Origin of the sequence: Polycyclovorans algicola TG408, from assembly GCF_000711245.1 — a bacterium.
Classification (GTDB): Bacteria; Pseudomonadota; Gammaproteobacteria; order Nevskiales; family Nevskiaceae; genus Polycyclovorans; species Polycyclovorans algicola.
Genome location: NZ_JOMH01000001.1, coordinates 1,548,816 through 1,569,223 on the forward strand (window position 1 = coordinate 1,548,816; position 20,408 = coordinate 1,569,223).

26 protein-coding genes are annotated in these 20,408 nt (G+C 63.6%); 16 read left to right on the plus strand and 10 right to left on the minus strand.

Features of this window, described 5'->3' with window-relative positions; translation table 11 throughout:
- Nucleotides 1–52 precede the first annotated feature (52 nt).
- Nucleotides 53–934, plus strand: coding sequence for an SdiA-regulated/phytase-like domain-containing protein (locus tag U741_RS18315; RefSeq protein WP_152551534.1), 882 nt, complete (start codon nt 53–55; stop codon nt 932–934).
- Here the strand turns inward: U741_RS18315 and U741_RS0107450 are convergent.
- Both U741_RS0107450 and U741_RS0107455 read right to left on the minus strand, forming a co-directional pair.
- Nucleotides 873–1,829: an alpha/beta fold hydrolase gene (locus tag U741_RS0107450; RefSeq protein ID WP_029889852.1), complete on the minus strand. Its 957-nt coding sequence runs from the start codon at nt 1,827–1,829 to the stop codon at nt 873–875. The genes U741_RS18315 and U741_RS0107450 overlap by 62 nt on opposite strands.
- A 36-nt stretch (nt 1,830–1,865) precedes the next feature.
- Nucleotides 1,866–3,491, minus strand: coding sequence for an alpha-D-glucose phosphate-specific phosphoglucomutase (locus tag U741_RS0107455; RefSeq protein WP_029889853.1), 1,626 nt, complete (start codon nt 3,489–3,491; stop codon nt 1,866–1,868).
- A 106-nt stretch (nt 3,492–3,597) separates the two neighbouring features.
- Between U741_RS0107455 and U741_RS0107460 the strand changes: the two genes are divergently transcribed.
- Both U741_RS0107460 and U741_RS0107465 read left to right on the plus strand, forming a co-directional pair.
- The gene (locus U741_RS0107460; protein ID WP_043110231.1) at nt 3,598–4,020 is read left to right on the plus strand and encodes a DUF1249 domain-containing protein; all 423 of its coding nucleotides are present in this window, start codon (nt 3,598–3,600) and stop codon (nt 4,018–4,020) included.
- A gap of 7 nt (nt 4,021–4,027) precedes the next feature.
- Nucleotides 4,028–4,549, plus strand: a complete 522-nt coding sequence (locus U741_RS0107465) for a gamma carbonic anhydrase family protein (RefSeq protein WP_029889855.1) — start codon at nt 4,028–4,030, stop codon at nt 4,547–4,549.
- Between the two features lie 14 nt (nt 4,550–4,563).
- Here the strand turns inward: U741_RS0107465 and U741_RS0107470 are convergent, their stop codons facing one another.
- From U741_RS0107470 to U741_RS19415, 4 genes are all read right to left on the minus strand, one after another.
- A complete protein-coding gene (locus tag U741_RS0107470) occupies nt 4,564–5,061 on the minus strand; it encodes a SixA phosphatase family protein (protein WP_029889856.1) in 498 nt (165 codons plus the stop codon).
- 19 nt (nt 5,062–5,080) lie between these two features.
- Nucleotides 5,081–5,761, minus strand: a complete 681-nt coding sequence (locus U741_RS0107475; protein WP_052378591.1) for a class I SAM-dependent methyltransferase — start codon at nt 5,759–5,761, stop codon at nt 5,081–5,083.
- Nucleotides 5,762–5,771: 10 nt separating this feature from the next.
- Nucleotides 5,772–6,089 carry an SCP2 sterol-binding domain-containing protein gene (locus tag U741_RS0107480; protein WP_029889858.1) on the minus strand — a complete coding sequence of 106 codons (318 nt, stop codon included), beginning with the start codon at nt 6,087–6,089 and terminating at the stop codon, nt 5,772–5,774.
- A gap of 88 nt (nt 6,090–6,177) precedes the next feature.
- Nucleotides 6,178–6,438, minus strand: a complete 261-nt coding sequence (locus U741_RS19415; protein WP_052378592.1) for a hypothetical protein — start codon at nt 6,436–6,438, stop codon at nt 6,178–6,180.
- Between U741_RS19415 and U741_RS0107490 the strand changes: the two genes are divergently transcribed.
- The 4 genes from U741_RS0107490 to dapB all read left to right on the plus strand — a co-directional run bounded on the left by U741_RS0107490 (nt 6,421) and on the right by dapB (nt 9,321).
- Nucleotides 6,421–7,113: a CoA pyrophosphatase gene (locus tag U741_RS0107490; RefSeq protein ID WP_052378593.1), complete on the plus strand. Its 693-nt coding sequence runs from the start codon at nt 6,421–6,423 to the stop codon at nt 7,111–7,113. The genes U741_RS19415 and U741_RS0107490 overlap by 18 nt on opposite strands.
- A complete protein-coding gene (locus U741_RS0107495) occupies nt 7,103–7,477 on the plus strand; it encodes a pyrophosphohydrolase domain-containing protein (RefSeq protein WP_029889861.1) in 375 nt (124 codons plus the stop codon). Before U741_RS0107490 ends, U741_RS0107495 begins: the two co-directional genes overlap by 11 nt.
- Before the next feature lie 78 nt (nt 7,478–7,555).
- Entirely contained in the window at nt 7,556–8,497 is a 942-nt protein-coding gene (locus tag U741_RS0107500) for a DegV family protein (protein ID WP_029889862.1), read from the plus strand.
- A gap of 26 nt (nt 8,498–8,523) precedes the next feature.
- Nucleotides 8,524–9,321 carry a 4-hydroxy-tetrahydrodipicolinate reductase gene (dapB, locus tag U741_RS0107505; RefSeq protein WP_029889863.1) on the plus strand — a complete coding sequence of 266 codons (798 nt, stop codon included), beginning with the start codon at nt 8,524–8,526 and terminating at the stop codon, nt 9,319–9,321.
- A gap of 134 nt (nt 9,322–9,455) precedes the next feature.
- On the opposite strand, the gene U741_RS0107510 is transcribed toward dapB, so the two are convergent.
- The gene (locus U741_RS0107510) at nt 9,456–9,851 is read right to left on the minus strand and encodes a VanZ family protein (protein WP_052378594.1); all 396 of its coding nucleotides are present in this window, start codon (nt 9,849–9,851) and stop codon (nt 9,456–9,458) included.
- A gap of 174 nt (nt 9,852–10,025) precedes the next feature.
- Here U741_RS0107510 and U741_RS0107515 point away from each other — a divergent pair, with 174 nt between their 5' ends.
- From U741_RS0107515 to U741_RS0107530, 4 genes are all read left to right on the plus strand, one after another.
- Complete coding sequence (locus U741_RS0107515; protein WP_029889865.1) at nt 10,026–10,370, plus strand: hypothetical protein; 345 nt, start codon at nt 10,026–10,028, stop codon at nt 10,368–10,370.
- Nucleotides 10,371–10,638: 268 nt separating this feature from the next.
- A complete protein-coding gene (locus tag U741_RS0107520; protein ID WP_029889866.1) occupies nt 10,639–11,406 on the plus strand; it encodes a hypothetical protein in 768 nt (255 codons plus the stop codon).
- A gap of 6 nt (nt 11,407–11,412) precedes the next feature.
- Nucleotides 11,413–11,988, plus strand: coding sequence for a cytochrome c oxidase subunit 3 (locus tag U741_RS0107525; protein ID WP_029889867.1), 576 nt, complete (start codon nt 11,413–11,415; stop codon nt 11,986–11,988).
- 5 nt (nt 11,989–11,993) lie between these two features.
- Nucleotides 11,994–12,269, plus strand: coding sequence for a cytochrome C oxidase subunit IV family protein (locus U741_RS0107530; protein ID WP_029889868.1), 276 nt, complete (start codon nt 11,994–11,996; stop codon nt 12,267–12,269).
- A 14-nt stretch (nt 12,270–12,283) separates the two neighbouring features.
- On the opposite strand, the gene U741_RS0107535 is transcribed toward U741_RS0107530, so the two are convergent.
- On the minus strand, nt 12,284–12,907 hold the full coding sequence (locus tag U741_RS0107535; RefSeq protein ID WP_052378596.1) for a uracil-DNA glycosylase family protein: 624 nt from the start codon (nt 12,905–12,907) through the stop codon (nt 12,284–12,286).
- A gap of 37 nt (nt 12,908–12,944) precedes the next feature.
- Here U741_RS0107535 and U741_RS0107540 point away from each other — a divergent pair, with 37 nt between their 5' ends.
- Both U741_RS0107540 and U741_RS18320 read left to right on the plus strand, forming a co-directional pair.
- Nucleotides 12,945–13,511: a DNA-3-methyladenine glycosylase I gene (locus tag U741_RS0107540; RefSeq protein WP_029889870.1), complete on the plus strand. Its 567-nt coding sequence runs from the start codon at nt 12,945–12,947 to the stop codon at nt 13,509–13,511.
- A gap of 211 nt (nt 13,512–13,722) precedes the next feature.
- Nucleotides 13,723–15,594 (plus strand): fatty acid desaturase, encoded by a 1,872-nt coding sequence (locus U741_RS18320; protein ID WP_052378597.1) that lies wholly within the window; start codon nt 13,723–13,725, stop codon nt 15,592–15,594.
- 41 nt (nt 15,595–15,635) lie between these two features.
- Here U741_RS18320 and rpiA read toward each other — a convergent pair whose 3' ends face one another.
- Both rpiA and U741_RS0107560 read right to left on the minus strand, forming a co-directional pair.
- Nucleotides 15,636–16,289, minus strand: coding sequence for a ribose-5-phosphate isomerase RpiA (gene rpiA, locus U741_RS0107555; protein WP_029889872.1), 654 nt, complete (start codon nt 16,287–16,289; stop codon nt 15,636–15,638).
- Complete coding sequence (locus U741_RS0107560) at nt 16,286–16,942, minus strand: YggS family pyridoxal phosphate-dependent enzyme (RefSeq protein WP_052378598.1); 657 nt, start codon at nt 16,940–16,942, stop codon at nt 16,286–16,288. Before U741_RS0107560 ends, rpiA begins: the two co-directional genes overlap by 4 nt.
- A gap of 112 nt (nt 16,943–17,054) precedes the next feature.
- On the opposite strand from U741_RS0107560, the gene U741_RS0107565 reads away from it, so the two are divergent.
- The 3 genes from U741_RS0107565 to U741_RS0107575 are packed head-to-tail and all read left to right on the plus strand — an operon-like array spanning nt 17,055 to nt 20,343.
- The gene (locus U741_RS0107565; protein ID WP_029889874.1) at nt 17,055–18,089 is read left to right on the plus strand and encodes a type IV pilus twitching motility protein PilT; all 1,035 of its coding nucleotides are present in this window, start codon (nt 17,055–17,057) and stop codon (nt 18,087–18,089) included.
- A 17-nt stretch (nt 18,090–18,106) separates the two neighbouring features.
- Entirely contained in the window at nt 18,107–19,285 is a 1,179-nt protein-coding gene (locus U741_RS0107570; RefSeq protein ID WP_029889875.1) for a PilT/PilU family type 4a pilus ATPase, read from the plus strand.
- Nucleotides 19,282–20,343, plus strand: a complete 1,062-nt coding sequence (locus tag U741_RS0107575) for a PilT/PilU family type 4a pilus ATPase (protein ID WP_029889876.1) — start codon at nt 19,282–19,284, stop codon at nt 20,341–20,343. The genes U741_RS0107570 and U741_RS0107575 overlap by 4 nt, the downstream gene beginning before the upstream one ends.
- Nucleotides 20,344–20,408: the final 65 nt, after the last annotated feature.

A 20,408-nucleotide genomic window follows, 5' to 3' on the forward strand; every position in this document is an offset into this window, starting at 1 on the left:
GGTTGGCAAATGGCGTGGCTTGCGCAGCGGGCGGGCAAGCCTTCTGGCCTGCATGATTGCCACTGGGTGCGCCACCGCCAACGTCGACAACGCGCCATCGCCGGGTCAGTCACTTGGCGTGGTGACGCTGTTGGACAAGCGCATTGATGAATCCAGCGGCCTGGCACGCAGCGGTTTCGATGCCGACCGGCTCTGGACCCACAACGACGCGTTCAACAGCGCGCAATTGTTCGCGGTGTCACGGAAAAGCGGCGAAACGCTGGGCGCCTTTGGCCTGCGCAATACCTTCAATATCGACTGGGAAGACATCGCGGCCTTCGACAATCACGGCGATCCGGCGCTGCTGCTGGCTGACGTTGGAGACAACTTCGCGATTCGCGGCACGGTGAGCTTGTATGTGATTCCCGAGCCGCGCCGCCTTGATGTGGCGACGGTGCTGGTCCCGCAGCGGACGTTGACGCTGCGCTATCCCGATGGCCCTCGTGACGTCGAGGCGGTGGCGGTCGACACGGCCAATCGGCAGGTCTACCTGCTCAGCAAGCGCGACCCGGTGCCGCGGTTGTATCGCGTGTCACTCGACCCACCCGCGCCGCTGAGCTTGCAGGTTGCCGAGGCGCTGGGGTCTATCAATATCCCGCGCCAGCCAGGGCCAGCGCGGCAGGCGCGGCGCCTCAATTGGGTCACGGCGATGGACTTCGATGCGGCGGGACGTCGCGCCGCCGTGGTGACCCTGGCGCAGGTGCATCTTTATGATCGTGAGCCGGGTGAATCTTGGGCGAAGGCGTTTCAGCGGCCGCCGATCAGCTTGCCACTGCCGCGCTATCCACAGATTGAGTCGGCGGCCCTGACGGCCGATGGCGCTGCGCTGGATGTCAGCTCGGAACGTCTTCCGGCGCCACTGGTTCGGGTTGGGCTGCCCCGAGCGCATCGATAAGCGCCGCCTGCGTCGCCTCTGGAGCTTCGAGATGCGGCGCATGGCCGGCACCGTCAATGGTCACCAGGTTGGCGTCGGGCCGCAGGGCGCGCAGCAGGCGGGTGGCTTGGTCAATGGGCACGACACGGTCTTCGCTGCCCCAGATCAGGTGAATGTCGCGCCCCTGCGTGCCTAGCTCAAGATACGTGGGCAGCGGGTCTTTGAGGATGACCGTTTGCAGGGTCGAGTAAATGGCCCGCCTGAAGCCGCGGTACGGCAACTGCTCGGTGAACAGCGGCAGGTACTGCTCGGCCATTGCCGGGTCGGCGAAGGCGTCCTTCTGCATCTCGATTTGCCGCGGGAAGTACAGGGCATGGGCAACCACCTTGCCGATCAGCGGCCAGGTGAGGATGTCGGGTATGTCCGGCACGGCATTGAAGGGCGCGATCAGCGCCAGTTCGGCGACCTTTTCGGGGCGCGTGACGGCGTAATGCGCGGCAATCAGGCCACCCATCGACAGGCCGACCAGCCGCACCTGCTCAGGCGCACCGAGCACGTCGAGCAATTCGGTGAGCTGCTGCGCGTAGCGATCCAGGTCGTAATCGCCGCCGGGGCGATCCGACCAACCGCGGCCATAAAGGTCGTAATGCAGGGTCCTGTAGCCGGCATCCTGCAGCGCCTTGGCGGTGTCGGCCCACTGGGCGCTGGGCACCGAGTAGCCGTGAATCAGCACCACCCAGGGCGCATCGTCATCACCGCCGAGCGTGTAGCCGGTGGTGCCCTGCGAGAGGCCGATGAACTGCATGTCGACGTCGGCGCGGGCGGCCGAGTCGAGGTCGATTCGCTCCGGGTTGTTCCAGACGATCCAGCCGGTCAGGGCGACCAGCAGCACTCCGAGCACGATGATCAAGCGCATGAAAAGGTCCTTCGTCGGTATGGCGCAATGGCCGCGTCAGGTCACCACGTCAGGCTTCGCCCGGCCAGTGCGTTGGCGCAGGTCGATCAGAGTGTCCGCCACTGCCGCTAGCGGCGCCAGTGCCGCCGCCGGATCAAGGTCCAGCGCATCCTGACGCCAATGTTCAAGGTACAGCCGCAGGGTGGCACCGTCGGTGCCGGTTCCGGACTTTCGCAGCACGATTCGGGCTGCATCGCCCATCACCACCCGCAGGCCCTGGCCAGTGGCGCGGCTGCCGTCAATGGGGTCTGTGTAGGCGAAATCATCGGCAGCGGTGACGCCCAGGCCGCCCAGCGTTTGTCCGACCAGTGTCGGCAGGCGCGCCCGTAGGTCTTCGACGATGCCGTCAGCAGTCTCGGCTGGCAGACCCTCATAGTCGTGACGCTGAAAGTAATGTCGACCGCAGCGCTGCCAGTGTGCCGTGGCGATTTCGGGCAGCGAACGGCCGCTGGCGGCGAGGATGTTGGCCCAGGCCAGCACGGCCCAAAGCCCGTCCTTCTCGCGAACATGGGTCGAGCCGGTGCCGAAGCTTTCTTCACCGCAGACGGTAATGTGCCCCGCGTCGAGCAGGTTGCAGAAGAATTTCCAGCCGGTGGGCGTCTCGTGAATCGCAATGCCGCGCCGCCGCGCGACGTGATCAGCCGCCCGGCAGGTGGGCATTGAGCGGGCGATGCCGACCACGCCATCGGCATAACCCGGGCATAGGTGGAGGTTGTCCGCCAGCATTGCCAAGGAGTCTCCGGGCGAGACGAACACGCCGGGGCCGAGAATCATGTTGCGGTCGCCGTCGCCATCGCTGGCGGCACCCAGATCTGCGGCGTCTGGGCCATTCATGGCGGCGACCAGGTCGGCGGCATAGATCAGGTTGGGGTCGGGATGCCCGCCGCCAAAGTCTTCCAGCGGTTCGGCGTTGACGATGTCGCTCTCGGCGGCGCCCAACTGTTCGACAAGAATGCGCCGCGCGTAGGGGCCGGTGACAGCGTGCAGCGCATCGAAGCGAACGCGGTGACCTTGCCTGAGCCAGGCGCGGATGCGCTCAAAGTCGAACAGGGTCGCCATTTGTGCGGCGTAGTCGTCGACGCTGTCGATGACCTCGATCGCGAGCGTGCCCTGCTGCGATGTGCCAACGCGGTCGAGGTCGACCTGCACGTCCGGGTCGATTCGGTAGCGCGTCAGCGCTTTGCTGGTTTCAAAAATGCGCTCGGTGAGCGCTTCAGGCGCCTGGCCGCCTCCGGCAATGTTGTACTTGATGCCGAAATCACCGTCCGGACCGGCCGGATTGTGGCTGGCGGTCAGCACCAGACCGCCCGCTGCGCCGCGCTGACGGATCAGATTCGAGGCCGCCGGGGTGGATAAAAGTCCGCCTTGGCCGATGAGCACCCTTGAAATTCCATTGGCCGCCGCCATCTGAACACATGTGGTGATGGCGTCGCGGTTCCAGTAGCGACCGTCGCCACCGATAATCAAGGTGTTGCCGCGCAATTCAGGGGCGCAGTCGAAGATTGACTGGACGAAATTGGCCAGGTAATGCGGTTGTTGCATTAGAGCCACTTTCTTCCGCAAGCCCGCAGTCCCCGGGCGTTGATCGGAAAATGCGGTTACGGGAATTTCTTGGGTTGTCATGTTGTCTTCGTTGTCTTCGCTCTTTCCCATATCTTATAGTCCGCCTATGCCGACGTACCCAGAACGCTCCCGCGCCGCGCCGACGACGTCTCCCCAGAGGCTCGCGGTGTTGATCGACCTGTATGAGCGCAACTTTAAGTTGTTGCAGCGGCTGATTCCTGCGCTGGACCTGCCGCCGCAAAAAGCCATTTCTCACACATTGGCCGATCCGCCCTTGCATTTGCAGGTCACCGAGCGCGACCGCTACACCCTGACCTGCAAGCTCACCTACGAGTTTGTCGACGACAAGGGCGTTCGCAACCAGCCTGACCTTTGGGTGCGCATTTATCGCGATGCCTGCGTTGCGGAGGCCCTCAATCAGCCCAACCGGCCGCCCTGGCAGGCCGAAAATGACGGTGATCCGTGGGCAGAGCGCTTCCTTGACGAGCAGTGGCGGCGCAACCTCACGCTTGGCAAGTGGCTGGAATATCTGATCGACAACGGGCACGGATTCGGCCGCAACGAAGCCACCGTCTCCGCTGCAGCCTGAGCCCAGGGTGCTGTACGCGCTTGATGGGGTTTCGCCGCAGCTCGGCAGTGGCGCCTGGGTTGCGCCTTCTGCAGACGTCATCGGCCAGGTGGAGCTCGGGGCGTACGCGAGCGTCTGGTTCAACTGCGTGCTGCGCGGTGATACCGAGCGCCTGGTGATTGGCGAGGGTTCCAACATTCAGGATTCGTCGGTGCTGCACACCGACGCGGGTATTGAATTGCGGGTCGGTAAGGACTGCACGATTGGGCATCAGGTGATGCTCCATGGCTGCACCATCGGCGACAACACCTTGGTGGGCATACAGAGCGTCATCCTCAACCGAGCGGTGATTGGGGCCAATTCACTGGTGGCGGCGGGCGCGCTGGTGCCCGAGGGCAAGGTCTACCCCGACGGCGTGATGTTGATGGGCGCGCCGGCCAGAGTTGTGCGCGAACTCAGCCCTGCCGAGATCAAGATCATCGCCGCTTCTGCGCAGCACTACCGCCAGAATGCGCGGCGCTTTGAACAGGGCCTAAAGCCGCTCGGCTAGCCTGTCAACAGGCTTTAGCCCGCCGTCTGCTTGGGATAGAGGTGCGCCAGCACCCGTCCGCTGCCGGGCCGCAGCGTTGACCACGGGTCGGGCGGCAGGTCGAAAGCCACGGCCGCGCAGGTCGGCAAGTGACCTGGCGCAGCGCTGTGAAGCCAGTGGGCCAGATCACTGAGCCCCGGGTTGTGACCGAACACCCAGACATGGCGTGCCGACTCGTTTAACGCCTGCAGCACCGAACGCAATCGCGCCAAGTCGGCATCGTAGATGTCGGGGCTCAGCAGAACGTCGGTATCGGGCATCGACAAGGCTTCGGCGAACAGCCTGGCGGTGGTGATGGCCCGCAATGCCGGGCTGCTGACCCAGAGGTCCGGCGCGCCCACTGCGTCGGCCAGACGCAACGCCATGACTGGCGCATCGCGGCGACCGCGGCCATTGAGGGGCCGCTCAAAGTCGGTGAGGTCAGGGTCATTCCAATTGGATTTGGCGTGGCGGATCAGCGTCAGTCGCTTCATCGCGTCTCCTCGGATCGGATCATTTCGTCAGGTATAGATCAAAGCGCGCCTGCGTGCCGCGCAGGCTCTGGTCGGGTGGCTGGTCGGCCAGTGGCGGCGCCGACAGCGGTCGCTTGACCGCGACCCGCCAGCGCGCCCGCGCACGGGCGAGTGTCAGTAGGGTGTCGGCATCGGGGTCGCCACCCGTCAATTCACGGAAAAACTGCATCTCTTTGCCCGGCAGGGCCGACTTGTCGCGGCCCGGATACATCGGGTCCAGATAGACGACGTCCCAATCTTGATCGCCCTGCAGTACCGCTTGAGCGTCGTCCGGCTGCAGCCTCAGGCGGCGGGCACATGCCTCGTCAACCAGTTCCAGCCTTGACCACGCGTCTTCGAGCAGGGCGACGATCAGCGGCTGACGCTCACACACCGTCACGGTGGCGCCGAGGTGAGCCATGACGTGGGCATCGCGACCCAGCCCTCCGGTGGCGTCCAGCACGCTCAGCGGCATGCGTTTGCCGATGCCGACGGCCCTTGCCAGCAGTTGCTTCTTGCCGCCGCTCAGGCGGCGGCGTTGCTCCGGACCCAGCCAGTCGGCAATGACGTCGCCGATGCGCGGATGATGCCCGGCGTGCAAGCCGAGGCGACCCTGGCCGTCGCGGCGCAAAGAAAAACCCCGGTCATCGACGACGACCGGGGTGGTTGACTCGGGTGCCACGGGTGGTCTCTCAGCCGAGCTTGCTGGTATCGAACAGGCTGCCGATCCGCTGGGCGAGCATCAGGTCGCCCTCGAGCTGCAACTTGCCGGTCATGAACGCGGTCATGCCGTTGAGCTCGCCTTTCAGTAGCGCGACCAGATCGTCGTCTTCCATTGTCAGGGACACATCGGGGCTGGCGGCCGCGCCGTCGTTGGCGGTGCAGGCCCCGTCCTTGATCACGACATTCATCGGCGTCGAAATGTTGAACTGGATGGTGGCATCGGTGCCGGCGGCCGCATCAGGGTTGAGCGCGGCGGGCAGCTTTTTGATCAGATCGGTAGCAGACATGTGAGGCTCCGGGTGGAAAATAGGTCCTGCATGCTACGCAGCCGCTCGCCGCCGTGCAATGTTCGTCCTTGCCAATTGGAAAGCCACATTACCGCTCAATAAAGCCCATAATTTCGGCCGTCTGCTGCGACAACAGGACCACATGCACGGTGCTATCGTAGAGTCGATTACCGCGTCGCAGTCGTTGAATGTCGTCCGCATGCAAGTGCGCGTCGAGGCGGTGAAAATCTTGGCCTTCGACCCAGCGGTCCAGCGACGACTTGAAGGCTCTGAACGCCGTACCCTTCGGGGCGCCCAACCGCTGATCACACTCACGGAGCGTGAGCCACTGATGCCAGGATCGTTCCATTCGTCGCCTGCTGCTGAAGCCCCCTACGAAACCGAGCGCGCATTGTCGCCGCTCAGTCGCAAGGTCGCTAGCGCACTGTCCGCGACCAGCGATGCCGGTCCGCGATCGCTCAGCCTGCTCGAGATCCCGGAGGCCCTGCGCGACTGGGCCAAACGTGAACTGAGCCGTCCGCTGACGGATGCCGCCGTGCTCATCACACTTCTGGAGCGCCCCGAGGGGCCCAGCATCTTGCTGACCCGCCGCGCCGAGCACCTGCGCGCGCATGCGGCGCAGGTGAGTTTTCCCGGCGGGCGCTGTGACGCTGCAGACGGGAACTGCCGCATCACCGCCCTGCGTGAAGCCGAGGAAGAAGTCGGACTGGACCCTGCGCAGGTTCGGGTCATCGGCTTTCTCTACGACTACCCGACGCTGACCGGATTTCGCATCACGCCCGTGGTGGGGCATGTTGCCGATCCCCCCGCCACCTGGCGGCCGGCGCCTGACGAAGTCGCCGAGGTTTTCGAACTTCCGCTGGAAACGGCCCTGGACCCCGGCGCCTACCGGCGCAAGACGCTCGCCCGCGGCGGGATCGAGTTGCCGTTCTTCGAGCTTGAGCATCTCGGGCACCGCATTTGGGGCGCCACTGCCGGGTTACTGCACATGCTGGCAATGAAGGTTCAGCACCATGGCCACTGAGCCCCTGCGTGCCGCGCTGCAATTGCAACGGCGTGCTGCAGAAATTGGCTTCGACTGGCCCGATCTGGTCTCGGTATGGGCCAAGCTCGATGAAGAATGGCGTGAACTTGCCGAGGCCCGCAGCCAGGGTCCGCAGCGTGTGGCCGAGGAGTGGGGTGACGTGCTGTTCACCGTGGTCAATCTGGCGCGCCACCTGGGGGTTGATCCAGCGGCGGCGCTTGATGCGGCCAACGTACGCTTTGCCGCTCGCTTTGCCGTGGTGGAGTCCGCTGAAGAGACCTTTCCGCCGCCGGGCGACCCAGCGCGCTTGGCCGCCATGGAGGCGTGCTGGCAGCGGGCGAAGGGTGAAGTTAAACGTCGCTGATGGCGACCGAAGGGCGATTTTTCAGCGTGCTAGAGTCCTGCAAAAATAACTGTGCGGCCAGCGCGCCAGAGGAGAAACATGCGAATCGGACTGGTGGTGGACTCGGCCTGCGACTTGCCGCAGTCGTTCATCGAGGCGCACGGCATCGTGATTTTGCCGATCACCCTGCATTTGGGCGATCACGACGAAATCGACACGCGAGACCCTGAAAAAACGGAGCACTTTTACCAAAGCAAGTGGGACCGCCGTGGCGATGCCGGCTCATCGGCGTTTTCCACCGAGCAGATCAAGCAACTCTTCCTCGAAAAGTTGGTGATCGATTTCGATTTCGTGTTCTGCCTGACCATCGCTTCCAGCCGCAGCCCGATGTTCGACAATGCGGTGAAGGCCTCGTTCGCGATTCTCAATGATTACAAACCGTTTCGCGCCAAGGCCGGCATCAACGGGCCGTTTGCGCTGCGTGTGATTGACTGCCAGAACCTGTTTGCCGCACAGGGTCTCATGGCGGTCGAGGCCATCCGCATGATCAAGCAGGGTGAAAACCCGATCAAGATTCGCGAGCGGCTCGAAGCACTGACCCAGAACATCCATGGCTACATGCTGCCGCAGGACCTGTTCTACCTGCGGGCCCGTGCGAAAACCAAGGGCGATCGCAGCGTCGGCTGGATCGGTGCGATGCTCGGCACGGCGCTCGACATCAAGCCGCTGATTCGCGGTTATCGCAACGAGACCGGCCCGGTGGCCAAGCTTCGTCACTTTGATCGCGGCGCCGAGCAATTGTTTGACTACGCGATCTCTCGCATCGAAAGCGGCTTGCTGGCGCCCACGCTGGTCATGAGTTACGGCGGCAACCTCGAGGGAATGCGGTTGTTGCCCGGCTATGAGCGGCTGGTAGCCGCCTGCGCCAAGCACGGGGTCGAGCGGGTTGAGAGCGTGCTGTCGATGACCGGCGGTATCAACGTCGGCCCCGGCGCCTTGACCTTGGCCTTCGCCGACGAGCCGCACGCGCTACCCTTTTGAATCATTCCAGCAAAACACATTGATCTATGGCCAGTTTGTCGACCCCGCGCATCGGGATACTCGGGGCGGCGGGCCGCATGGGACGGACCCTGATTGAGGCCGTAAACGCCGCCGGGCCTGCCCTCCAATTGGCGGCGCTGGTGGAGTCCTCCGGACACCCGCTGCTGGGCCGCGCACTGAGCGATGCGGATGGCGCCCTGGTGTTGGCCGACGACTGGTCGCCCGAGGCCGTCGACGTGCTGATCGACTTCACCCGTCCTGAGGCCACGCTGGCGACGCTTGAAAAGGCCTGCCGCAGCGGCACCGCGATGGTCATCGGCACCACCGGCTTCGATGCCGGCGGTCGCCGCGCGCTTGATACTGCCGCGCGCCAGATCGCCCTGTGTGAATCGGGCAATTTCAGCGTCGGCATTCACCTGTTGCAGCAACTGGTCCGGCAGGCAGCGGCGGCCTTGGGCTCAGACTTCGACATCGAGATTGTTGAAGCCCACCACCGCTACAAGGTTGATGCGCCCAGTGGAACGGCCTTGATGCTCGGCCGCGCCGCAGCCGCCGGTGCGCAAACTGATTTCGACGCTCAGGCTGTTTACGCCCGGCAAGGCCACACTGGTCCACGCCCACGCGGCAGCCTCGGCTTTGCGACCGTGCGTGGCGGCGACGTGGTGGGCGATCACACCGTACTTTTTTTGGGCGACGGTGAGCGCCTCGAACTCACCCACAAGGCCTCCAGCCGGATGAACTTTGCCCGAGGCGCGGTGCGAGCGGCAGCAGCATTGGCCGGGCGGCCTGCAGGTCGCTACGGACTGGACGAGGTCTTTGGCTGACGACCGGGCGGCCGAAGGGCGGCGAGGGCGGATTGCAACCGAGCCAAAACTTGCCCCAAGCCGATGCCGTCGGGTGGAGTATGGGTCGTTGGCGGCAGCTTGGTGGCTTGCCCACTTTGTGATGCAACACGGCTTCAAACGCCGCGCCACCAGCGCCGCAGCCGCGGCGGCAAGCACACTCTGATCAAGGCCAACACGGCGCAGACGGCCGTGGCGCCCAGCACGTCGGCGATCCAGTCGAGGATGTCGGCCTCTCGATGCGGCATGAAGGACTGGATGAATTCATCAATGGCCCCCAGCACGGCAATGAGTGCGACGATTCCCAACGCACGCAGCCACGCGGGCGCGCGCAACCCGACAAACAACAGCGCGGCAAGGCCGCCATAGGCGAGGGCGTGAATCAGTTTGTCGCTGGCGTCGGGCAGCAACTGCTCGTCCATGCCGCGCATGTTGCCGAGCATCAGAATCAGGCCGTAAAGCAGCAAGGCGAGCGGCGGCAGCCATTGTCGCCAGCGGGGCAGTGGGGTCACGAGGTGCGGGGCCGCAGCGTATTGAAGTGGAGCTAGCTTATAGGGCACGCCCCAGTGCTTCATGAATGGTTCGGGTTGCGGTGAACATGCTGGTCACCTGCTTTAGGCTGCACGTTGACACGCGGGCAGCAACCCATCACTTTGAATCGGCGGTCTCACGAAGGGGGATTCATCATGAACAACATTCTTTCAGGCAAAACGGGGCGATTGATCGCGGCTGCGGCGGCGTTGATTGGCAGCATTGTTTTGGGGGGTACGGCGCATGCGGCCGTGGATGCTGGGGAAGAGCAGGTGAGCGAAGCCGCGCTGGCGCAGCGCCTCGGGCCGGCCACGGCGGTGGTGTTGATCGAGGCAACCGCGCTGCGTGAACAGCCGCGCAGCGATGTACGGCCCGGTGTTGCCGTGCCGTCGGGCACGCAGGCGCGTGCCTACCAGCGGGTTTATAACAGCGACGGCCACTGGCATTTCATTCGCGTTGACGATGCCTTGGGTTGGGTGCCCTCGTCGACGGTGCAGTAGCGCAAAGCCAGCGCTATGCGTTTGTTGACTGCGCCCCGTCCGGGCTTCCCGGGCGGGGCGCAATGCGTTCGTGCAAAGGCCTTTGCCGAACGATTGCCCGGCTCCCTTCAATTGGTGCAGGCGCCGGGGCAGGCATGTAGGGCACGCACTAAACTGTCGAAAGTAGTCAATTTGCTCACGACCCCTTTTCCTCTGGACCGGGTTTGGTCATACTCGGGGCAAAAGGTGTGGTCATGGGACCCGCCGCCAGCGAGAGGAGATCTCAACCATGCAAGCCCGCGCAAACGATTACGGCACCTGGAAACTGATGGCCTGGACCGGCCCGATTTTCTTTATTGGTTTCTTTTTCATGTGGGGGTTGCTGGCCAGCAATTTCCCGCCCATGGCGGCATCGACTTCTGCCGAAGGCATGTGGCAGCACTACAAGGACCTGCAGTTCGAAATCATGCTGGGCATGTCGGTGTGCATCGTGCTCGGCTCTTGTTATATGACCTTCGGCATCGCGGTGTCGCGCGTGATGCGCCGCATCGAGGGGCCGGAGGGAATGCTGTCCAACATGGAAATGATGGGCGCCACCATCACGTATGCCCCGATTCTCGTGGCCTGCGGCATCTGGCTGACCGGCGCACTGCAAGTCGACGTGTTGCCGCCTGTCGCCATCCAGACCATGTACTACCTCGGCTGGATGATCATCGACATCGCCTACATGGTGACCAGCTGGCAGATCATTGCGGTGTCGCTCGTGTTTCTGCGTGACAAGCGCGAGAAAAAGCTGGTGCCGAGCTGGGTGTGCTGGTGGGGCTTTGTCACCGTGGCATCGTTCTTCCCGGTCAGCCTGATCCCGTTCTTTAAGGAAGGTCCGTTTGCCTTCCACGGCATGTTCAACTTCTGGATCGCCTTCCCGACCTGGTACATCTGGATCGTGTCGCTGTCGTTCTTCATCATCAAGGCGGTGAACCGCATCGAGATTGAAGACGGCGCCAAAGCAGCGAAGGAAGTGCCGGTCAGTGGCTCAGGCTACGCGGCGGCACGCTAACCCGGCATGTCAAAAGCAACGGTTGCAACCAAACGCCTTCCCGCAGTTGAAGGCGTTTGGGTTTTCGTTGGCGCGGACATGTTCTTTTTTGCCGTGCTGTTCTTTTCGTTCATGTCGGACCGGGTCAAGCAGACCGACGTGTTTCAGGCGTCGGCCACCGGCCTGAGCGCCGACATCGGCGGCATCAACACCCTGATTCTGCTGGCCAGTTCGTGGTTTGTGGTGCAGGCGGTGCACGCCGCCAAGCAGGATCGCGGCGCCGAGATTGCCAAATGGCTGCTTGCGGCATTCGCCTGCGGCATCGCCTTCTGGGTGTCGAAGGTGATCGAGTACGGCGACAAGCTGGGCGCAGGCATCACGCCGGTCACCAACGACTTCTACATGTACTACTACACGCTCACCGGCCTGCACCTGCTGCATGTGACCGGCGGCTGCGTGATGCTGGTGTACTTGTGGCTGCGTGCGCGTGGCGGCGCCTACAACAGCCAGCGCATGGCCGTGCTCGAGGGCGGCGGCATCTACTGGCACATGGTCGATCTGCTGTGGATCGTGCTGTTCCCGCTGCTGTATCTGATGAGGTGATGACGATGAACCTGTTGCATCGACCCGGCAGCGTGGTCTGGGCGCTGTTGATGGTGGCGACCATTGTCACCACCTGGGGCCTGGCCAAAGACAACTTCGACCCGAAATGGTCGACTGCGGCGATCTTCGTGATTGCCGCCATCAAGGTGCGCATGGTGCTGATGCACTTCATGGAGTTGAACCACGCGCCCACACCGGTACGGTTGGTGTTCGAGGCCTGGGTGGCCGTGGTGACCATCGGCGTGGTGGGCATGTACCTGATGCCGCAGCTTTTGGCCTGAGCGGCGGGCGCCGGTTACCGCCTGGTCGCGCCGAGTATGGCGGCCACTGTTTCGCGCAGCACCGGCACCACCTCGGCCTCGAACCATGGCCGGTCGCGCAACCAGCGTGTATTGCGCGGGCTGGGGTGGGGCAACGGGAAGAAACCTTGGGCCAGGTGCCGGCGAAAATCGCGCACGGTGTCGGTGAGCGCCGTGCTGCCCGTGCCCAAGTAATGCCGCTGGCCATAGGCGCCGGGCAGCAGGGTGAGCTGCACCCTGGGTAGCAGGGCGCGGACGCGCGCGTGCCAGAGCGGCGCGCATTCGGGTCGTGGCGGCAGGTCGCCGCCCTTGCCCTTGCCGGGGTAGCAGAAGCCCATCGCCATGACGCCGAAATTTTCCAACGCGTAGAACGTTTCGTGGTCCACGCCCAGCCAGTCGCGCAGGCGCTCCCCGCTGGGGTCGTTCCACGGAATACCGGTGTTGTGCACGCGAGTGCCAGGCGCCTGCCCGGTGATGAGAATGCGCGTGCGTTCATCGACCCGCAGGATCGGTCTCGGCCCCAGCGGCAGATGCGCGGCGCACAGCGTGCAGGCGCGCACCTCTCGGGCGAGGTCAGCGAGTGGGCCGGTGTCTTCGAGGGGGCCGTTGGGGTCGGTCATCGCCTTATGATGCCGCGAACCTGATCTGAGCCACGCCGTGATCGATGACCGCATTCGCTGCGCCTGGGCCACGCATACGCCGCAAGAGGCGCATTACCACGACACCGAATGGGGCCGTCCGCAGCGTGATGAGCGCGTGCTGTTCGAGTTTCTGATTCTCGAAGGTGCGCAGGCCGGACTGTCGTGGCGGACGATTTTGAACAAGCGCGAGGGTTATCGCGCCGTATTCGACGGCTTTGATGTCGAGCGCCTGGCGCGCTACACCGAGGCGGATCTAGAAGCCCGCGTGCAGGACGCGCGCATCGTGCGTAACCGGCTCAAGGTGTGGGGCGTGCGCAAGAACGCGCAGGCCTACCTGCGGCTGCGGAACGAGGTGGGGGGCTTGGCGCCCTACCTTTGGGACCGTGTCGACGGCCAACCGGTGGTGGGAGGCTGGACGGCGATGAATCAAGTGCCGGCGACCACGCCGTTGTCTGATGCCATCAGCAAGGACATGAAAAAGCGTGGCTTCACCTTTGTCGGCAGCACGATCATTTATGCCTATTTGCAGGCGACGGGCGTGGTGAATGATCACCTTGCGGATTGTTGGTGCGGGCCGTTTTGAAAAACGAGCCCGACCGACGCCGGCAGCAGGCATCTCAGACGCAAGCGTCCGAAAAGCGAGCTTGTAGAATTTGAACATGCGGCATCAAGGGGAATACTATCGGTTCGACATCTTTTCGACTGAGGCGCCGACGTTTTCAACATCGGTGCCGGGCTGAAAACACCAGAGGCGACCGGCCGGCCGACTCAAACGCCAACCCAGAAAAATCACCATGACTGTCACCACCAACCAGACGGTTCGGGAAGTTCTGAACCAGATCATTCATGACCCGCATTACAAGCAGGTCAACACGCTCGGTCAGGTTGATTTGGTGCAGACCCTGCTCACGGTCGCCGCCCTGGGCACCTTCATCCTGTCCTGCTATCTGTACATGACCGGCCTGATCCCCTGGTGGCTGGCGGTGATGTTCAACGTGCTGGCCGTCTTTCTGGCCTTCACGCCCATGCATGACGGGTCGCACCGATCGGTGTCGTCGAACAATTTCATCAATGACCTGCTCGGCACCGCTGCAGGTCAGATTCTGTTGCCGGGCATGAACATGCCGGCGTTCCGCGCCATTCACATGGACCATCACCGCTATGTCGGCCAGGAAGGCCGCGACCCCGACAGCGGGCTGGTGGACGTGCCCAAATGGGCGGGGCTTTCGTACCTGATGTTCACCGACATCCACTGGCTGACGTGGTTTTTCAAGCACGGGCGCGACCACTGGTCGCCGCGCATCAAGGCGTACGTGTACGGGATGATCGCGACGGTCACCTTGCTCCACATCGCCTTTCTGGCCTCACCGTACTGGGCGGAATTCCTGCTGCTCTACGTGCTGCCGCAGCGGCTGGGGCTGGGCCTCGTGGCCTACACCTTTGCGCACATCCAGCACCCGCACGGCATGACCTGGGAGAACGAGCCGTTCAAATCAACCGTACACATTTATGAAAGCTCGCCACTGCGCGGCCTGATGTTCGGGCAGGAAAACCACCACATTCATCATCTGCTGCCGCACGTGCCCTGGTACAAGTACCGCAAGGTGTGGGAGCTGGGCAACGGCATCCTGCGCAAGCAGAACGTGCCCCAGCGCGGCTGGCTGCATGCCAACCCCCACATGCTCAATGTGCCGAGCCCGGACCCCAATGCGCCGATCGAAGTCCGCGTCGTCAGCACCCAGGATGTGGCCGAGGGGGTGCGTTCCTTCGAATTCGAGCCGACCAGTGCCGACCACCTGCTGCCCGAAGGGCCGGCAGGCGCGCACATCAACGTGCACGTCGGTGACGGGCTGATCCGGCAGTACTCGCTGGTCGCCCACGATGACATCCGCAACCGCTATCGCATTGCCGTCAAGCGGGAAGACAACGGCCGCGGGGGTTCGCGTGCCATGCATGAACTGAAGGAGGGGCAGGTCATCAAGATTGGCCCGCCCAAGAACAACTTCATGCTGTACGAGAACGCCAAGCGCTTCATTCTCATCTCTGGCGGCATCGGCATCACGCCGATGCTGGCGATGGCGCATCGACTGATTCGGCTCAACCGTGACTTCGAACTGCACGTCTGCGCTCGCAACGAAGACGCCGTGCCGTTCAAGGACGAGCTCGCCATCAGCCGCCTCGCCAAGCATGTGCACATTCATCTGGACCGGCAGAACGGCCGCAGCGGCCTGTCGCCGGAAACGGTGCTGGCCAACCCCGACGACGAGGCGCAGATTTACATCTGTGGCCCGGGCGGCTTCATGGAATGGCTGCGCAGCTCAGCGGTGGGGCTCGGCTGGAACGAGCAGAACATCCGTATCGAGTCGTTTGCGGCGCCCATTGCCGAAAACGTTGCCAATCGCGAGTTCAGCTTGCACCTGGTCAAGTCGAACAAGGTCATCAAGGTCAAGGCCGACCAGTCCATCCTTGATGCGCTGCAGCACTCCGGCGTTGAACCCGCCTACGCCTGCATGCAAGGCACCTGCGGCACCTGCATCACCAAAGTGGTGGAGGGCGAGGTCGATCACCGAGACGCCTACCTGTCAGAAACGGAAAAAGCCGCGAATGACCAGATGTGCCTGTGCATCTCGCGTGCCAAGGGTGAACGTTTGAGCGTCGACCTGTAGCGGACCAGCGGCCCGGCCCCGAGGGAATCGCAAGCGGCGGCTCAGGCGGTGAGGGTCAGGACTTCATCTTCCCCGCCAATCAGCAAGACATCTGCCCTGCGCGCCGCAAACAACCCGACGGTGACGACGCCGGTGATCTGGTTGATCTGCGTTTCCAGCCCCACCGGATCGGTAATCGCCAGCCCGTGCACGTCGAGAATGTCGTTGCCGTTGTCGGTGACCACGCCCTCGCGCCAGCGCGGGTCACCGCCGAGCGCGCGCAAGGCGGCGGCCACAAAGCGCCGGGCCATGGGAATCACTTCCACCGGCAGCGGGAAGCGGCCCAGCGCCTTGACCTGTTTGCTGGCATCGGCGATGCAGACGAAGGTGTCGGCGCAGGCGGCGACGATTTTCTCGCGCGTCAGTGCCGCGCCGCCGCCCTTGATCAGGTGCAGGCCAGGGTCGGCCTCGTCAGCGCCATCGACGTAGATTGAAATGCGGCCCACATCGTTCAGATCCAGCACCGGAATGCCCAGCGCTTTCAAACGCTCGGTGCTGGCGTTGGATGAGGACACCGCGCCAGGAATACGGTCCCGATGGGCGGCCAAGGCGTCGATGAAGAAATTCACGGTGGAGCCGGTGCCGACCCCGAGCACGGTGTCGGGCTTGAGGTAGGCGAGCGCGGCTTCAGCGGCGCGTTGCTTGGCAGAGGTCATGGCGAGGTCTTGGGAGTGCGGGGGCCGAACAGCGCAGTGCCGATGCGGACCAGGGTGGCGCCATGGGCGATGGCGGTTTCGAAATCGTCGGACATGCCCATCGACAGGGTGTCGAGTGGCAGGCCGTTGGCGTACAGCGCGTTGAACGCGTCGCGCAGGGTGATGAAGGGTGCGGCGGGATCGGCGCCATCTGCGACCGGGGCGGGAATGGCCATCAGGCCGCGCAATTTAAGCCGGGGCAGGTCGTGGACAGCGGTGGCCAGTGCCGGCAGGTCCTCAAGGTTGCAACCTGACTTGCTGTCTTCGCCCGACACATTCACCTGCACGCACACCGACAGCGGCGGCAGGTCGTCGGGGCGCTGGTCGCTGAGGCGCTGCGCGATCTTGAGACGGTCGATACCGTGCACCCAGTCGAAACGGGCCGCAATTTCGCGGGTCTTGTTGGACTGGAGGGGGCCGATGAAATGCCATTGCAGCGGCAAATCGGCCAGCGCCTCCATCTTGCCCAGCGCCTCTTGCAGGTAGTTTTCACCGAACGCGGTCTGGCCGGTTTCGGCCAGTGCGCGCACCTCGTCCGTGCTGCGGGTTTTTGATACCGCAACCAACTGCACGGCGCGCGCGTCACGCCCGGCAAGGTCGCAGGCGAGGTGCATACGGTGCCGTATGTCAGTCAATTGGGGATGGGTGTCCAAAGGCGTCTTGCCGGGGAGAGGGGCGCGGGCTAACGTGGCTCGAATTATTCCACCAACAAGGGACCCGCGCTTCATGGACATTGCGCAATTACTGACATTCGGCGTCAAGCAGGGCGCATCAGACCTGCACCTGTCGGCCGGCGTCGAGCCGATGATCCGCGTCGATGGCGACGTCAAGCGCATCAACCTGCCGGCACTGGACCACAAGCAGGTCCACGACATGGTCTACGACATCATGAATGACCGGCAGCGCAAGGCCTGGGACGAACATCTTGAAACCGATTTCTCGTTCGAGATTCCCGGCCTCGCGCGCTTTCGTGTCAACGCCTTCAACCAGTCGCGCGGCGCCGGGGCGGTGTTTCGCACCATCCCGTCGAAAATCCTCAGTCTGGAAGACCTGCAATGCCCGCCCATCTTCAAGGACCTGGCTGACTTGCCGCGTGGGTTGATTCTGGTCACCGGCCCGACCGGCTCGGGCAAGTCGACAACCTTGGCGGCGATTGTGAATCACAAGAACGAGACCGATTACGGGCACATTCTCACCATTGAGGACCCGATCGAGTTCGTTCACCCACCCAAAAAATGTCTGATCAACCAGCGCGAGGTCCACCGCGACACCCACGGCTTTGCCGAGTCGCTGCGCTCGGCGCTGCGCGAAGACCCCGACACCATTCTGGTGGGCGAGTTGCGTGACCTTGAAACCATTCGCCTCGCCCTGTCAGCCGCCGAAACCGGGCACCTGGTCCTGGGCACCCTCCATACCAGCTCGGCGGCCAAGACCGTGGATCGCATCGTCGACGTGTTCCCCGGCGCCGAAAAAGACATGGTGCGCACCATGCTCTCGGAAGGTCTGCGCGCGGTGATCTCGCAAAGCCTGCTGAAGAAGAAGGGCGGCGGCCGCATCGCTGCGCACGAGATCATGATTGCCACACCGGCCATTCGAAACCTGATCCGCGAAAACAAGATTGCGCAAATGTACTCGGCCATCCAGACCGGCCAGAAGGACGGCTCGCAGACCTTAGAGCAGTGCCTGCGTGACCTGGTGAAGCGCGGGCTGGTCAGCGCCGAAGAAGCGCGGCGCAAGTCGAACAAACCCCTCGATATCTGAACCCGGGAATCCCAGAAATGGAACGTGACCAGGCGATCCGTCTGATGCAGCAACTGCTGGCCCTGATGAACGAGAAAGGGGGTTCCGACCTGTTCATCACGGCCGGGTACCCGCCCGCGATCAAGCTCAACGGCCAGATGACGCCGGTGAGCGACAAGCCGCTGCCGGCCGACGCCTCAGCGATGCTGCTGCGCGGCCTGATGAACGACCGGCAGACCAAGGAATTCGAATCCACCAACGAGTGCAACTTCGCCATTTCGCCGCCGGGGCTGGGGCGCTTTCGCGTCAACGCCTTCGTCCAGCAGGGCCGGGTGGGCGGCGTGCTGCGCACGATCCAGACCGATATCCCGACCTTTGAGCAACTCAAACTGCCGAAGCAGCTCAAGGACATCGTCATGTCGCAGCGCGGCCTGGTGCTGATGGTGGGCGGCACGGGCTCGGGCAAGTCGACCTCGCTGGCCGCCATGCTCGGCCATCGCAATGCCGAGTCACGCGGCCACATCGTCACCATTGAAGACCCGGTGGAATACGTGCATCCGCACGGCGGTTGTGTGGTGACGCAGCGTGAAGTCGGTGCCGACACCCTCAGTTGGGATGCGGCGCTTAAGAACACCCTGCGCCAGGCGCCGGACGTGATTTTGATTGGCGAAATCCGCACCCGCGAGACCATGGAATACGCCATCAATTTCGCCGAGACCGGGCACTTGGTGCTGTCGACCCTGCATGCCAACAGCGCCAACCAGGCGATGGACCGGGTGATCAACTTCTTCCCGGAAGAGAAGCGCTCGCAACTGCTGATGGACCTGTCGTTCAACCTGCGCGCGATCATTTCGCAGCGCCTGGTGCGGCGCGAAGCGGGCGGGCGCTCGGCGGCCATCGAGATCATGCTGAACTCACCGCTGATTGCCGACCTGATCTTCAAGGGCGAAATCCACGAACTGAAAGCGGTGATGGGACGCTCGCGCGAGCAGGGCATGATCACGTTTGATCAGGCGCTGTTCGAGCTGTTCGAGACGGGTGAGATCAGCTACGAAGAGGCGGTGCGCAATGCTGACAGCCAGAACGAGCTGCGGTTGAACGTCAAGCTCAACTCGACGCGGCAGCGGCAGAATCTGCTTGAGGATGCCGGCGTCAACAGCCTGACCATGCGCGAAGAAGAGCGGGCCACACAGGTGCCGGGGCGCTCGCGCCCATGATCAAGATATTGCCGTACCTGCGGCTGGCGGTTGAACACCGCGCCTCTGATCTGTTCTTCTCGGCTGACGCGCCGGTGATGATGAAGATCGAGGGCGAATTTGCCGCCATTGGCAAGACGCGGATGACCGGTGAAGGCTTGCGTGAGCTGGTCGAAAGTATCCTCACGCCCGAGCAGCAGGCGGTTCTCGAAGGCGACCTTGAGCTGGACTTCGCCACCCAGGCCGGTGGCTTGGGCCGCTTCCGCGTCAATGTCTTCACCCAGCGCAACTCGCTGGGCATGGTGCTGCGCCGCGTGGAAGGGCAGATTCCCGCCGTCGACGCGCTGGGCCTGCCGCCAGTGCTCAAGACGCTGGCGCTGGCCAAGCGCGGCATGATTCTCCTGGTCGGCGCCACCGGTTCGGGCAAATCCACCACGCTGGCGGCGATGATCGGTCACCGCAACGCCAACATGGCGGGTCACATCCTCACCATCGAAGACCCCATTGAGTTCGTCCACCCCAACCAGCGCAGCATCGTCAACCAGCGCGAAGTCGGCACCGACACCGAAAGCTACGAGCGCGCGCTGAAAAGTGCGATGCGCGAGGCGCCCGACGTGATCTTGATCGGCGAGATCCGCACCCGTGAAACCATGGACGCCACGCTGCAACTCGCCAACACGGGTCATTTGGCCCTGTCGACCCTGCATGCCAACAACGCCTATCAGGCTCTGCAGCGCATCGTGAACCTTTACCCGAGTGAGAACCGTGACCAGTTGTACATGGACCTGGCCATGACCCTTCGCGCCATCGTCAGCCAGCGGCTGGTGCGCGGCGCCGACGGCAAGCGGGTGGTGGCGGTCGAAGTGCTGGTCAACACGCCGTTTATCCAGGAGCTGATCCTTAACCGGCGAATCAGCGAGATCCGCGAAGCCATGGCGCAATCCAGCGACAGCGGCATGCAGAGCTTCGACGACGCCTTGTTCGAGCTGCAGCACAGCGGCCGTATCAGCGTTGAAGAAGCCCTGGCCAATGCCGATTCCAGCGCCAACCTACAGGCCCGCATCAGCTTCGGCGGTTAACAGCCCTGGACTGCCCCGGTGCGCGGTCGGGCTGTGGGTCGGGTTTCAACCCGACGCCAGGGTTC